The sequence below is a fragment of the Sphingomonas sp. SP6 genome (genome assembly GCF_058313435.1).
In genome coordinates, this window is sequence record NZ_JBZFLG010000004.1 from 279,684 (window position 1) to 293,040 (window position 13,357).

General features: G+C 69.7%; 11 protein-coding genes. 9 read left to right on the top strand and 2 right to left on the bottom strand.

Annotation, left to right across the window (positions count from 1 at the left end; genetic code table 11):
• The first annotated feature begins 37 nt into the window (after positions 1 to 37).
• The 4 genes from AC4GYY_RS14790 (at position 38) to AC4GYY_RS14805 (ending at position 6,289) form a co-directional block, all read left to right on the top strand.
• Positions 38 to 913 carry a hypothetical protein gene (locus tag AC4GYY_RS14790; protein ID WP_491121634.1) on the top strand — a complete coding sequence of 292 codons (876 nt, stop codon included), beginning with the start codon at positions 38 to 40 and terminating at the stop codon, positions 911 to 913.
• Between the two features lie 16 nt (positions 914 to 929).
• On the top strand, positions 930 to 1,931 hold the full coding sequence (tilS, locus tag AC4GYY_RS14795; RefSeq protein ID WP_491121636.1) for a tRNA lysidine(34) synthetase TilS: 1,002 nt from the start codon (positions 930 to 932) through the stop codon (positions 1,929 to 1,931).
• A gap of 86 nt (positions 1,932 to 2,017) precedes the next feature.
• Entirely contained in the window at positions 2,018 to 3,988 is a 1,971-nt protein-coding gene (gene ftsH, locus AC4GYY_RS14800) for an ATP-dependent zinc metalloprotease FtsH (protein ID WP_491121637.1), read from the top strand.
• A gap of 96 nt (positions 3,989 to 4,084) precedes the next feature.
• Entirely contained in the window at positions 4,085 to 6,289 is a 2,205-nt protein-coding gene (locus tag AC4GYY_RS14805) for a ribonuclease R family protein (protein WP_491121638.1), read from the top strand.
• Here the strand turns inward: AC4GYY_RS14805 and AC4GYY_RS14810 are convergent, their stop codons facing one another.
• On the bottom strand, positions 6,290 to 7,447 hold the full coding sequence (locus AC4GYY_RS14810; RefSeq protein WP_491121639.1) for a saccharopine dehydrogenase family protein: 1,158 nt from the start codon (positions 7,445 to 7,447) through the stop codon (positions 6,290 to 6,292).
• 178 nt (positions 7,448 to 7,625) lie between these two features.
• On the opposite strand from AC4GYY_RS14810, the gene AC4GYY_RS14815 reads away from it, so the two are divergent.
• Positions 7,626 to 7,907: a DUF427 domain-containing protein gene (locus AC4GYY_RS14815; protein ID WP_491121641.1), complete on the top strand. Its 282-nt coding sequence runs from the start codon at positions 7,626 to 7,628 to the stop codon at positions 7,905 to 7,907.
• Positions 7,908 to 7,956: 49 nt separating this feature from the next.
• Entirely contained in the window at positions 7,957 to 8,370 is a 414-nt protein-coding gene (locus AC4GYY_RS14820; RefSeq protein WP_491121642.1) for a hypothetical protein, read from the top strand.
• A gap of 13 nt (positions 8,371 to 8,383) precedes the next feature.
• Here AC4GYY_RS14820 and AC4GYY_RS14825 read toward each other — a convergent pair whose 3' ends face one another.
• Positions 8,384 to 10,156, bottom strand: coding sequence for an ABC transporter transmembrane domain-containing protein (locus tag AC4GYY_RS14825; protein WP_491121643.1), 1,773 nt, complete (start codon positions 10,154 to 10,156; stop codon positions 8,384 to 8,386).
• Positions 10,157 to 10,266: 110 nt separating this feature from the next.
• On the opposite strand from AC4GYY_RS14825, the gene AC4GYY_RS14830 reads away from it, so the two are divergent.
• From AC4GYY_RS14830 to AC4GYY_RS14840, 3 genes are read left to right on the top strand one after another with little or no spacing between them, the layout of a single operon-like run.
• Complete coding sequence (locus tag AC4GYY_RS14830) at positions 10,267 to 11,484, top strand: polyhydroxyalkanoate depolymerase (RefSeq protein ID WP_491121644.1); 1,218 nt, start codon at positions 10,267 to 10,269, stop codon at positions 11,482 to 11,484.
• 51 nt (positions 11,485 to 11,535) lie between these two features.
• Entirely contained in the window at positions 11,536 to 12,000 is a 465-nt protein-coding gene (locus AC4GYY_RS14835; protein ID WP_491121645.1) for an MAPEG family protein, read from the top strand.
• On the top strand, positions 11,997 to 13,268 hold the full coding sequence (locus AC4GYY_RS14840) for a Xaa-Pro dipeptidase (RefSeq protein ID WP_491121646.1): 1,272 nt from the start codon (positions 11,997 to 11,999) through the stop codon (positions 13,266 to 13,268). The genes AC4GYY_RS14835 and AC4GYY_RS14840 overlap by 4 nt, the downstream gene beginning before the upstream one ends.
• Positions 13,269 to 13,357 lie beyond the last annotated feature (89 nt).

The window sequence follows — 13,357 nt, forward strand, 5'->3', positions numbered from 1 at the left end:
TTAACACCGCTGCAATCGTCCCGTGCCGAGGATTTCCATGCGCCATCTCTCCGCCGTCGCCCTGCTCCTCGCCGCCGCCGCGCCGATCCCGGCGTTCGCCCAATCCGCGGTCGAGGCCCGGGTCGGCAAGCTCGAGAGCGAGATGCGCGCGGTCCAGCGCAAGGTCTTCCCCGGCGGCGCGGGCACCTATCTCGAGCCGCAGATCACGCCCGGCGACGAGGCGCCGCCGACCCCGCGCGGCGCGCCCGCGAGCGGCGCGATCGACGATCTCAACAGCCGTGTCGCCTCGCTCGAGGGGCAGATCGCGACGCTGACCGGGCAGATCGAGCAGAACCAGTATCGCCTGCGCCAGCTGGAGGACGCCTTCGCCGCGTATCGCAAGGCGACCGACGCGAAGCTCGCCGCCGGGGTCGCCGCTCCTGCGCCTGAACCCACCGCGGACACGCCGCCGCCAGCCGCCAAGCCGACGTCCACCAAGCCGGCATCGACCGACGCCGCGGCGGTCGACAAGCCTGATACCGGCGACGCGCCCGAGGACGCTTACATGTACGGCTACCGGCTGTGGGCGGCGAAGAGATATCCGGAGGCGGAGGCGCAGCTCAAGAAGGTCGTCGCCACCTATCCCGAGCATCGTCGCGCCAGCTACGCCCAGAACCTGCTCGGCCGCGCGTATCTGGACGAGGGCAAGCCGAGCCTCGCCTCCATCGCGTTCTACGACAATTACAAGAAGCGCCCCGAAGGGGAGCGCGCGCCGGACAGCCTCTATTTCCTCGCGCAGGCGCTGGTCCGGCTGAAGAAGCCGGCGGACGCCTGCAAGGTCTATGGCGAGTTGACTGACGTCTATGGCGCGAAGATCGACGCGACGATGAAGGCGAACGTCGAGAAGGGGCGCGCCGCCGCCAAGTGCAAATGATGGCGGCGACCGGCTGATGGCGGGACGGCGATCGCGGGCCGGCGCGGCGGCGGGCGACGCGGAGGCGGAACGGTTCGCCGCCGATCTCGCGCGTGTCGCCGGGGAGACGGGAACACTCGCGCTCGCGGTCTCGGGCGGGCCCGACAGCATGGCGCTGCTGATCCTCGCCGCGGTGGCGCGGCCCGGCCGGGTGACGGTCGCGACGGTCGACCACCGGCTCCGCGCCGAGAGCGCGGACGAAGCGGCGATGGTCGCGCGCGAGTGCGCCGCGCTCGGCATCCCGCATGCGACGCTCGTCCCGGCCGGGCCGATCGCCGGCGCCAGCCTCCAGGCGCAGGCGCGTGAGGTTCGCTACGCGCTGCTCGCGGACTGGGCGCGCGGCGAGCACGCCGACGCGATCGCCACCGCGCACCACGCCGACGACCAGGCCGAGACCTTCCTGATGCGCGCCGCGCGCGGCTCCGGGCTGTCGGGGCTCGCGGGTATTCGCGCGCGGGTCGAGATCGACGGGACGCGGGTGGTCCGGCCGCTGCTCGACTGGCGCCGGGCCGAGCTGCGCGCGATCGTGCGGCGGGCGGGCGCGCCGTTCGTCGAGGACCCCGCGAACCTCGATCCCCGGCACGACCGCACGCGATTCCGTCAGCTGCTCGAACAGCATGAGTGGCTGGGCGTGCCCCAGCTCGCCGCCGCCGCCGCGCAGCTCGCCGACGTGGACGCCGACGTGCGAGCGACCGCCGCCTGGCTTTGGGCGGAGCGCGCGACCGCCGGGGAAGGGGCGGTCGCGCTCGACGTTCGCGGTCTGCCCGCGGAACTGCGGCGGCGCCTTGTCCGGCGAGCGGTGACGGCGGTCCGGGATGCGAACGCGATCGCCGATCCGCCTTGGTCCGACGCGGCTGGGGTGGAGCCGCTGCTGGCTGCGCTCGACCAAGGTTCCACCGCCACCCGCGCCGGCGTCAAGGCGAGCGCGAACGGCGACGTCTGGCGCTTTCGCCCCGCCCCGGCGCGGCGGACGTCGTGAGCGCGCGATTCGGCCCGAACCCCTTTGCGCGCTCCATTGCCATTAACCTGCGTCCGCCTACATTGTGGGTTCGCGAGAGGTAGCTCATGAACGACGACAAGAAGCCCGGTTCCGACGGCAACGGCGGCGGGCCCAGCCCCTGGATGAAGAGCCTGCTGATCTGGGTCGGCATCCTTCTGTCGCTGGCGGTCGTCGTCACGCTGTTCGACGGTCGCTCGACCGCGGCGCAGGGCAACACGCTCCCCTATTCGACCTTCCTCGGCAAGGTCGACGAGGGGACGGTCAAGGACGTGGCGATCAGTCGCGACGTCATCACCGGCACGCTTTCGTCGGGCGACAAGTTCCGGGTCATCCCGCTGCCGATCCCCGATGCGACGCTGATCCCCAAGCTGCGCGAGCGCGGTGTTGAAATTGCGGCGAAGGCCGACGAGGGTCCGTCGATCTGGCAGTATCTGCTGGTCCAGTCGTTGCCGTTTCTGCTATTCATCGGCATCGCCTTCCTGGTGCTGCGTCAGATGCAGAAGGGCGGCGGCGCGGGCGGGGCGATGGGCTTCGGCAAGAGCCGGGCGAAGATCCTGACGCAGAAGGAAGGCAAGGTCACCTTCGACGACGTCGCCGGCATCGACGAGGCTCGTGAGGAACTGGTCGAGATCGTCGAGTTCCTGAAGGACCCCACCAAGTTCGCGCGCCTCGGCGGGAAGATCCCCAAGGGCGCGCTGCTGGTCGGCTCGCCCGGCACCGGCAAGACTTTGCTCGCCCGGGCGATCGCGGGCGAGGCGGGTGTGCCGTTCTTCACCATCTCGGGCTCGGACTTCGTCGAGATGTTCGTCGGTGTCGGCGCGAGCCGGGTTCGCGACATGTTCGAGCAGGCCAAGAAGTCGGCGCCGTGCATCGTCTTCATCGACGAGATCGACGCGGTCGGGCGCCACCGCGGGGCGGGGCTCGGCAATGGCAACGACGAGCGCGAGCAGACGCTCAACCAGCTGCTGGTCGAAATGGACGGGTTCGAGGCGAACGAGGGCATCATCATCGTCGCCGCCACCAACCGCCCCGACGTGCTCGACCCTGCGCTGCTGCGGCCGGGCCGGTTCGACCGCCAGGTCGTGGTGCCGCGCCCCGACATCGACGGGCGGGTCAAGATCCTTCAGGTCCACATGAAGAAGGTGCCGCTGGCGCCCGACGTGGACGCGCGTACGATCGCGCGCGGCACCCCGGGCTTCTCCGGCGCGGACCTGGCCAATCTCGTCAACGAGGCGGCGCTGACCGCGGCGCGCAAGGGCAAGCGGCTGGTCGCGATGAGCGAGTTCGAGGAGGCCAAGGACAAGGTCATGATGGGCGCCGAGCGGCGTTCGATGGTGATGACCGAGGACGAGAAGCGGATGACCGCCTATCACGAGGCGGGGCATGCGATCGTCTCGCTCCACGAGCCCGCGTCGGACCCGATCCACAAGGCGACGATCATCCCGCGCGGTCGCGCGCTGGGCATGGTGATGCGGCTGCCCGAGCGCGACAGCTATAGCTATCACCGCGACAAGATGTACGCCAACCTGTCGGTGTCGATGGGCGGGCGCGTCGCCGAGGAGATCATCTTCGGCTATGACAAGGTCTCGTCCGGCGCGTCGAGCGATATCCAGTACGCCACCGGCCTGGCGCGCGACATGGTCACCAAATGGGGCATGAGCGACAAGGTCGGCCCGGTCGATTACGCCCAGCCGGAAGGCGAGAGCTTCCTCGGCTATTCGTCGTCGCAGCCGGTCCACATGTCGAACCAGACCGCCCAGCTGATCGACGGCGAGATCAAGGCGATCGTCGAGGGCGGACTGACCCGCGCGAAGGATCTGCTGAGCGAGCATATCGACCAGCTCCACCTGCTCGCGGGCGCGCTGCTCGAATATGAGACGCTCTCGGGCGACGAGATCAAGAAGCTGATCGCGGGTGAGGAGATCGGGCGGACCGACAATGGTCCGAAGACGCCGCGCGCGCCCGCCGGCACCTCGATCCCCAAGACGCGGCGGCCGAGCGGGCCGTTCGGGACCCCGGCTCCCGCAGGCGCCTGAGCCGGCTCCGGATGAAGGTCGCGCCGTCTCCGCCTCAGCGGGAACGGCGCTTCCGTGTCGGGGTGACGGACAGCCGTCGCGTCCCTATTTGAGGGTATGCCAAAACCCCGGCCCGGGTTGCCGACCCGCCAGCAGATTCTCGACTTCATCGCGACGTCCGACGCTCCCGCGGGCAAGCGCGAGATCGCCAAGGCGTTCGCGCTCTCAGCGCAGGAGAAGATCGCGCTCAAGGCGCTCCTGAAGGACATGGCCGACGAAGGGCTGATCGACTCCGCCCCGGGCCGGGCCTTCCACAAGATGGGCGGGGTGCCGAAGGTCACCGTGCTCCGCATCGTCGACGTCGACGACGGCGGCAACGTCTGGGCCTCACCCGAGCGCTGGGAGGCGGAGACGCCTGCGCCGCGGCTGCGGGTCCGCGAGCGCAAGCGCGGCGCGCTCGGTGTCGGCGAGCGGGTGCTTGCGCGAACCGAGGAGGCCGGAAGCGGCTGGATCGCGCATCCGATGAAGGTACTCGCGCCCGCGTCGGAGCAGACGATCGGCGTGCTGCGCGCCGAAGGCGATCGCCTGTGGCTCCAGGGGATCGAGAAGAAGGAGCGGCGCGAGTTCGCGGTGTCGGACGCGGGCGGGGCCGAGGTGGGCGACCTGGTGCTCGCCGAACTGGCGGGACGGCCGCCCCGGATCACCGCGCGCGTCGTCCAGCGGCTGGGCGACCCGTTCGCCCCGCGCAGCTTCTCGCTGATCGCGATCCACAAGCACGGCATTCCGGACCGCTTCTCGCCCGAGGCGCTGACGGAGGCCGAGCGGGTCGCCAGGCTCGATCTGGGCTCCGCTCGCGAGAATCTGCGTCACCTGCCGATCGTCGCGATCGACCCCGCCGACGCGCGCGACCACGACGATGCGGTCTGGGCCGCGCCCGACGACGATCCCGCGAATGCGGGCGGGTGGCGCGCGCTCGTCGCCATCGCCGACGTCAGCTTCTACGTGCGTCCCGGCTCCGAGATCGACCGCGAAGCGCGCAGGCGCGGCAACAGCGTCTATTTCCCCGACCGGGTCGTGCCGATGCTGCCGGAGATATTGTCGGCGGACGTCTGCTCGTTGAAGGAAGGCGAGGACCGCGCGGCGCTGGTCTGCCACCTCCAAGTGTCGAAAGCGGGTGCGCTGACCTCGTGGCGGTTCACCCGAGCGACGGTGCGGATCGCCGCGAACCTCGCTTACGAGGATGCGCAGGCGACGATCGACGCGGGCGCGGGGCCGATGATCGAGGCACTGCGGCCGTTGTGGGACTGCTGGGGCGCGCTGTTCAAGGCGCGCGAGGCGCGCGCCCCGCTCGATCTCGATCTGCCCGAGCGGCGGGTCGTGCTCGACGAGAAGGGCCGCATCCTCTCGGTCGCGCCGCGCGAGCGGCTCGACGCGCACCGGCTGATCGAGGATTACATGATCGCCGCCAACGTCGCCGCCGCGAAGGCGCTGGAGGCGAAGAAGGCGAGCGTGATGTACCGCGTCCACGAGCCGCCGGCGCGCGAGAAGCTGGTGGCGCTCAAGGATTATCTCGCGACCTTCGGAGTCGGGTTCGCGCTCGGCCAGGTCGTCCAGCCACGCACCTTCAATCACATCCTCGACCGGGTCGGCGACGCCGATTTCCGCCCGCAGGTGATGGAGCAGGTGCTTCGGACGCAGACCCAGGCCTATTACGGGCCGGAGAACCATGGCCATTTCGGCCTGTCGCTCGGCAGCTATGCGCATTTCACCTCGCCGATCCGACGCTATGCCGACCTCCTCGTCCACCGTTCGCTTGTTGCAGCATACGGGCTGGGGGAGGGTGGGCTGCCCGCGAGCGATGCCGCGAGGATGGACGTGATCGGCCAGGCGATCTCCGCGCTGGAGCGGCGCGCCATGGAGGCGGAACGCGACACGATCGACCGCTACGTCGCCGCATTCCTGTCGGAGCGGGTGGGCGAACTGGTCGAGGCGCGGATCACCGGCGTCACCAACTTCGGCTTCTTCGCGACGGTGGCGGGGATCGGCGGCGACGGGCTGATGCCCGTGCGCGACCTCGGCGGCGATTACTACCGCTTCGACGAGGTCGGCCGGCGGTTGGTCGGCGATGCGACCGGGGAGGTGTACGCGCTCGGTCAGACGCTCACGCTGCGACTGGCGGAGGCGAACCCGGTCTCGGGCGCGCTCCGCTTCGAGCTGCCCGAGGGGAAGGGCGCCTTGCCGCCACGCCGGGGCGAGACCCCCAAGCGCGACATCAAACGACGCGGACGGCCCGCCAACATCCGGCACCAGGGACGACGTTAGTCAGCCCGCGGTGAAGGTCATTCCCGCATTCTTCACCAGCCGATCGCGCAGCTTTCCTCCCATCAGCGCGCCCGGGGTCCAGATCCCGCCGTCTCCCTGAACGTCGCGCACGAGGCAAAGCGCGCTCTCCGCCAGCATCTTCGAGGTCGAGCCATAGCCGGGATCGCGGTCGCCGGTGACGACGGCGTCGATGCGCGCGCCGTCGGGCATCAAGCCGACGAACAGAAGGTCATAGTGACCGGCATCGCGCTCCGCCTTCGACGGACCCTCGCCGGGCTTGGGACCCTTGTCGCTTGCAAGGGGATTGAGCTTGGCGATCGCCTCTGCCGCGGCCTTCCCCATATCGCCGAGGCCGGCGACCATCATCTCGTCATAGACCAGATCGCCCCACGGCTGGCCCAGCAGGAAGTTGGTGCGGTGGACGTTCTTGGTGTTGATCGGTGCCATGATGAACGGCGCGACCCAGCAGTTGATCGTCGAGTCGAACTCGGGAAGCAGCCCGGTCGGCTGATGCGGGCCGGCATGGCCGGGCGTCAGCGCGAACGGGCTGGCGAGCAGCATCCCGAGCGACGGTTTGCGGGCGACGGCGGCGAGCGTCGCCTTCAGGCTGGCGGCCGTTCCGCCGGAGAAGCCGCCCTTCATCGCACGGACGCGAGCCTTTACCCGCGGCGCGGGCTTTCCGAACCGCCTCTGAGCGGCCTCCTGCAAGGTCAGCACGCCGAGATCGAAGGGGATCGAATCGAACCCGCACGAGAAGACGATCCGCGCGCCCGTCGCCTTCGCCTCCGCCTGGTGCGCGTCGATCATCTCGCGCATCCAGCCCGGTTCGCCGCACAGGTCGACATAGGCCGTCCCGGTCGCGGCGCAGGCGGCCACGAGGTCGCTGCCGTAGAGCTGGTAGGGCCCGACGGTGGAGATCACCACCGTCCCCCGCTCGCACATCGCGCGGAGCGAGGCGGGATCGTCGGAGTTGGCGGTCAGCAACGGCACCGTGTCCGGTACGCCCATCTCGGCGCGGACCTCCTGGAGCTTGGCAAGCGAGCGGCCGGCCATCGCCCAGCTCAATCCCTCGGGATAGGTCTGCGCCAGATATTCGGCGACCAGCCGCCCGGTGAACCCCGTGGCGCCATAGACGATCACATCGAACTCGCGGGCCATGCGTTCTCTCCTGCTCACGTTCGCCGTGTTCTAGCCTGGGCGAGGGCGGCGAGCGAGTCGAGCGCGTCGTGCCGGCCCGGGCGGTACTGCGTCTCGGGAGCCGAGCCGTGTCGCCGACCCGTTCGCTTGACGGGCGCGCCTTCGCTCCCAACCTGCCTGGTCGAACAGGAGGAACGTCATGGTCGAAGCACGGTGGAACGGCGCGGTGATCGCCCGCAGCGACGAGACGGTCGTCGTCGAGGGCAACCATTATTTTCCGGCGGACGCGGTCGATCCGGCGGTGTTGCGGCCCAGCGAAACGACGACGGTCTGTCCATGGAAGGGCACCGCGCATTACCATACGCTGGCCGTCGACGGCGCGGAGAACCGCGACGCCGCCTGGTATTATCCAAAGCCCAAGGCAGCGGCGGCGGAGATCCGCGGGCGGATCGCGTTCTGGAAGGGCGTCCAGGTCGGGTGAGCCGCCCGCCTTTGCCGATCGGTAACCTTCGGCGGGGTAAGAGCATGGAATGGCTGGACATCATGAGATCGAAGTCGACCCGGCGAATGCTCTCGTTCGCCTCACGATGAGCGGCTTCTACGAGCCCGCCGAGGCGCTCGCGCTTGCCGGCGAGGTCGAGCGAGCCGTGGCGACGCTGGGCTGCGAGTCGAATATGCACCTGACGCTCGCCGACATCCGGGAGATGGCGATCCAGAGCCAGGCCGCGGTCGAGGCGTTCATGCAGGTCGTGGGCGCGCCGACGATCCGCTCACGCAAGCTCGCCTTCGTGGTCGCGCGATCGCTGGCGCGGATGCAGGCGCGGCGACTGACGAGCCGTCCCGGAGTCGCGTTCTTCGAAGAGGTGGCGGTGGCCGAGGACTGGCTCGGGGTGCCCGGCTCCCACGCTGCCGGCACGACCTATCGGAGGGCCGTGCGCGCCTGAGCCGGAACGAGCGTCAGGCCGCGTCGTCGAACTGCAACCGCGCGAGCCGCGCGTAGAGGCCGCCGCGTGCGGTCAGCGCTGCATGGGTGCCCTCCTCGACGATGCGGCCGCCGTCCATCACGACAATCCGGCCCGCCGCGCGGACGGTCGCCAGGCGGTGGGCGATGACGAGCGTGGTGCGCTGGGTCATCAACCGCTCGAGCGCCTGCTGGACCAGAAGCTCGCTTTCGGCGTCGAGCGCGCTGGTCGCTTCGTCGAGCAGCAGGATCGGCGCGTCCCTCAGCAACGCCCGTGCGATCGCGACCCGCTGACGCTGCCCGCCCGACAGCCGCGCGCCGCCTTCGCCAAGAAAGGTGTCGAGCCCGTCGGGGAGCGCGCGCAGGAAGGTCGCCGCGTTCGCCGCCTCCGCGGCGCGCCAGATCGCGGCGTCGTCCGCCTCCGGGCGGCCGTAGCGCAGATTGTCGCGGGCCGAGGTGCCGAAGATGACGGTCTCCTGCGGGACCATCGCCAGTCGCGCGCGGATCGCGGCCGGATCGGCATCGCGCAGCGGCACACCGTCGAGCGTCACCCGTCCCGCGTCGGGATCGTAGAAGCGCTGGAGTAGCTGGAAGAGCGTCGACTTGCCGGCGCCCGAGGGGCCGACGACCGCCACCGTCTCGCCCGGTTCGATGCGGAGCGAGACGTCATGCAGCGCGGCCACGTCGCGCCTGGTCGGATAGCGGAACTCGACGTGCTCGAACGCCAGCGCGCCGAGCGCCGGGGAGGGGAGGGCGACGGGATGGGGGGGCGCCGCGATCTCGGGTCGTTCGGCGAGCAACTCGGCCAGCCGCCCCGCGGCACCCGCGCCGCGCAGCAGGTCGCCGTACACCTCGGTCAGCGCGCCCAGCGCCCCGGCGACGATCCCGCCGGTCAGGACGAAGGCGGCGATCGAGCCGCCGCTGATCCGCCCGGCGGCCACGTCGATCGCGCCTTCCCACAAGACCATCGTGATCGCTCCGAACACCAGCCCGATGACGATCGCGGTCATCGCGGCGCGGACCAGGATGCGTCGCCTGGCCGCCGCCATCGTCGCCTCCACCGCGCTCGCGAACCGCGCGGCCTCGCGGCCCTCCTGCCCGAACGCCTGGACGATCTTCATCGCCCCGAACGCCTCCGTCACGATCGCGCCGACGTCCGCCAGCCGATCCTGCGAGGTGCGCGACATCGTGCGGATGCGCTTGCCGAGCAGCGCGATCGGCAGGATGATCAGCGGGATCGCGATCATCAGCAGCCCGGCGAGCTTCGCCGAGATCGCGAAGAGGTAGATCGTCCCGCCGACGCCGGTGAAGGCGTTCCGCAGCGCGATGGAGACGGTGGAGCCGACGACGGTCTCGATCTGCGCGGTGTCGCTGGTCATCCGCGAGGCGATCTCGGAGGGACGGTTCTCCTCAAAGAAGCGCGGCGCCAGCGTCAGTAGATGCGCCTGGACGCGCAGGCGGATGTCGGCGACGACGCGCTCGCCCAGCCACGAGACGAAGTAGAAGCGGATCGCGGTCGCGACGGCGAGCACCGCGACGATCATCAGCATATAGTGGAACGACCGTCCGACCGCGGTCGGATCGCCCCCGCTCGCGAAGCCGCGGTCGATGATCTTCTTGAAGCTATATGGGATGGCGATGGTCGCCGCGGAAGTGACCGTGAGCGCCGCCCACGCCCCGGCGATCTGCGCGGGATAGGCCTTGGCCGCGGTCCACACGAGGGCGAGGTCGCCAAGCCGGCGCTTGGGACGGGGTTCGGGATCGGCCATGCCGACCGGCCTAGCAGCCGCGGCGGCGCGCCTCAACGCGGGGGAAGGCTTTGTGCGGCGCGATAACTTGCGTTACGGAGCCGTAACCCCCGCCGGGGCAAGGATACCGGATGCTCTACGACGCCTACGAATTGCAGCGCTCCATGCTCTCGGGCGCCAGCGCGATGGCCAGTTTCGGGGCCGGGATGCTCCACAACCCGGCGAACCCATTCTCCTATTTCGGCGGCGGCCAGGTAGTCGCGAGCGCGCTCGAGGTCTTCGCCCATGCCGCCGCGCCCCGCGGCAAGCCCGCATTCGGGATCACCTCGGTGGAGGTCGCGGGCACGCCGGTCGCGGTCCGTGAGGAGATCGTGCTGCGCAAGCCCTTTGGACAGCTCAAGCATTTCGTGCGCGAGGGCGTCGAAGGCGCGCCCAAGCTGCTGATCGTGGCGCCGATGTCGGGCCATTATGCGACGCTGCTGCGCGGAACGGTGGAGCGGATGCTCCAGTCCGCGGACGTGTACGTCACCGACTGGCGGGACGCGCGCAGCGTCCCGCTGTCCGACGGCACGTTCGACCTCGACGATTATGTCGATTACCTCATCGCCTTCCTCCAGCATATCGGGCCGGGCGCGCACATGCTGGCGGTCTGCCAGCCGTCGGTGCCCTGTTACGCCGCGGTCGCGCTGATGAACGCCGACGGCGACCCGTGCCGGCCGAAGACGCTGACGATGATGGGCGGCCCGGTCGACACCCGCGAGGCGCCGACCGCGGTCAACACGCTCGCGACCGAGCGGCCCTTCTCGTGGTTCCAGCAGAACGTCATCGCCACCGTGCCCGCGACCTACCCGGGCGCGGGACGCAAGGTCTATCCCGGGTTCCTCCAGTTGACCGGGTTCATGACGATGAACCTGGGCAACCACATGATGAGTCACTGGGAGCTGTTCAAACACCTCGTCACCGGCGACGGCGAGCATGCCGACGCGACCAAGGCCTTCTACGACGAATATCGCAGCGTCTGTGACATGACGGCGGAGTTCTACCTCCAGACGATCGACGTCGTATTCCAGGAGCACAAATTGCCCCGCGGGCTGATGACGCACCGCGGCCGCAAGGTCGATCCCGCCGCGATCACCGACACCGCACTGCTGGCGATCGAAGGCGAGAAGGACGACATTTCGGGACTGGGCCAGACGCGGGCTGCGCTGACGCTCGCGACCGCACTGCCCGAGGCCTTGAAGCGCTATTACATGGCCGAGGACGTCGGCCATTACGGCATCTTCAACGGTTCGAAATGGCGGACCCGGGTCGCGCCGGTCGTCGAGGAGTGGATCGCGGCGAACGGCTAGCCGCGGCGCGGAAATCCGGCCATGCTTCCCGTCTGAACAAGGGGAAGCGACGTGATCCTGCTCAATATCCTGTGGCCCACCTTCGCGCTGGTCGCGCTGGTGATGATCGTCTGGTTCTCGCTCTTCGTGCAGCGTGCGGCGCACATGAAGCGCACCCCGCCCGAGTCCGGGACGATGGCGAGTCCCTCGGCGGCGCAGGCCTATTTCGAGCCGGTCGCGATGCCGGCGAACAATCTGGCGAATTTGTTCGAGATGCCGGTGCTGTATTTCGCGCTGGTGCCGCTGCTCGTGATCGGGGGGATGGCCAGCCCGGCGCAGGTGGCGCTCGCGTGGCTGTTCGTGATCTTCCGCGCGGCGCACAGCTACATCCACATCGCCCGCAAGAAGGTGCCGGTCCGCTTCATGGCATATCTCGCCTCGGTGATCGTGCTGTTCGCGATGTGGCTCGGGTTCTTCGTCGACATGGTCGTCTCCGCCCACGCCTACAGCCAGCTGACCCGCGGGATCGGCGCATGAGGGCGCTGATCGCGGCGGCGGCGCTGCTGGCGGCCGCGCCGGCGGCGGCGGAGACGGTGGTGGTGACGGCGGCGCACCTCTACGATCCGGCGACCGGCCGGACGCTCGAGGCTCCGGTGATCGTCGTCAAGGATGGCCGGATCGCGTCGCTCGTCACCGGGGCGACGGCGCGGCCGCAGATCCCAGCCGATGCGAAGCGGGTCGCGCTGGGCGACGTGACGATCCTGCCCGGGCTGATCGACATGCACGTCCATCTGACCAGCCTGGCCGAGATCGGCGGGTACCAGGGGCTGAAATACACCGATTCGTTCTGGAGCGCCGTCGGCGTCGCGAACGCCGGGAAGACGCTCCGCGCTGGCTTCACCACCGTCCGCAACGTCGGCTCGGCCGATTTCCAGGACGTCGGGCTGCGCGAGGCGATCGACGGCGGCTGGGCCGAAGGACCCCGGATCGTGACCGCCGGCTATGCGATCGGCGCGACCGGCGGCCATTGCGACGACAATGCGCTGCCGCCCTCCTACGACAAGCAGCAGCCGAGCGTCGTCAACTCGCCCGAGGAGGCGCGCGCCAAGGTGCGCTGGCTGCACAAATACGGGGCCGAGGTGATCAAGATCTGCGCGACCGGAGGCGTGTTCTCGCTCGGCGACGAGGTCGGCGTCCAGCAGCTGACGCAAGAGGAGATGAAGGCGATCGCCGACGAGGCGCACATGCTTCACCTCAAGGTCGCCGCGCACGCGCACGGCGACGAGGGGATCAGGGCCGCGATCCTCGCCGGCATCGACACGATCGAACATTGCAGCCTGGCGTCGGACGAGGCGATCAAGCTCGCGGTCCAGCACCGCACCTGGTTCGACATGGATATCTACAACGACGACTATATCCTCGCGACCGGCACCAAGAACGGGACGGAGCAGGAGAGCCTCGACAAGGAAAAGGCGATCGGCCTCAAGCAGCGCCAGACCTTCCAGCGGGCGGTGCGCGCCGGCGTGCCGATGCTGTTCGGCACCGACGCGGGCGTCTATCCGCACGGCGACAACGCGAAACAGTTCGCCAAGATGGTCGAATGGGGGATGACCCCGCAGCAGGCGATCCGTGCCGCGACGACCAGCGCGGCCGAGGCGCTCGGGAAGAGCGACGACGTGGGCGCGCTGACCCCGGGGCATTTCGCGGACATCGTGGCGGTCGAGGGTGACCCGTCGCAGGACGTGCGCCTGCTCGAGCATCCCGCCGCGGTGCTCAAGGGCGGCATGCCGGTCGCGCCCGACTGACGGGGCTATGCGCGGGGCACGGGTGACGGATCGCCTCGAGATGGTTAATCTCGCCGCGACGCAGCGCGGAGAGGGGGCGGATGACGGTG

Coding starts and splice junctions, on each gene's coding strand:
- AC4GYY_RS14790 (WP_491121634.1), top strand. CDS start 38: ATGCGCCATCTCTCCGCCGTCGCCCTGCTCCTCGCCGCCGCCGCGCCG.
- tilS (WP_491121636.1), top strand. CDS start 930: ATGGCGGGACGGCGATCGCGGGCCGGCGCGGCGGCGGGCGACGCGGAG.
- ftsH (WP_491121637.1), top strand. CDS start 2,018: ATGAACGACGACAAGAAGCCCGGTTCCGACGGCAACGGCGGCGGGCCC.
- AC4GYY_RS14805 (WP_491121638.1), top strand. CDS start 4,085: ATGCCAAAACCCCGGCCCGGGTTGCCGACCCGCCAGCAGATTCTCGAC.
- AC4GYY_RS14810 (WP_491121639.1), bottom strand. CDS start 7,447: ATGGCCCGCGAGTTCGATGTGATCGTCTATGGCGCCACGGGGTTCACC.
- AC4GYY_RS14815 (WP_491121641.1), top strand. CDS start 7,626: ATGGTCGAAGCACGGTGGAACGGCGCGGTGATCGCCCGCAGCGACGAG.
- AC4GYY_RS14820 (WP_491121642.1), top strand. CDS start 7,957: ATGGCTGGACATCATGAGATCGAAGTCGACCCGGCGAATGCTCTCGTT.
- AC4GYY_RS14825 (WP_491121643.1), bottom strand. CDS start 10,156: ATGGCCGATCCCGAACCCCGTCCCAAGCGCCGGCTTGGCGACCTCGCC.
- AC4GYY_RS14830 (WP_491121644.1), top strand. CDS start 10,267: ATGCTCTACGACGCCTACGAATTGCAGCGCTCCATGCTCTCGGGCGCC.
- AC4GYY_RS14840 (WP_491121646.1), top strand. CDS start 11,997: ATGAGGGCGCTGATCGCGGCGGCGGCGCTGCTGGCGGCCGCGCCGGCG.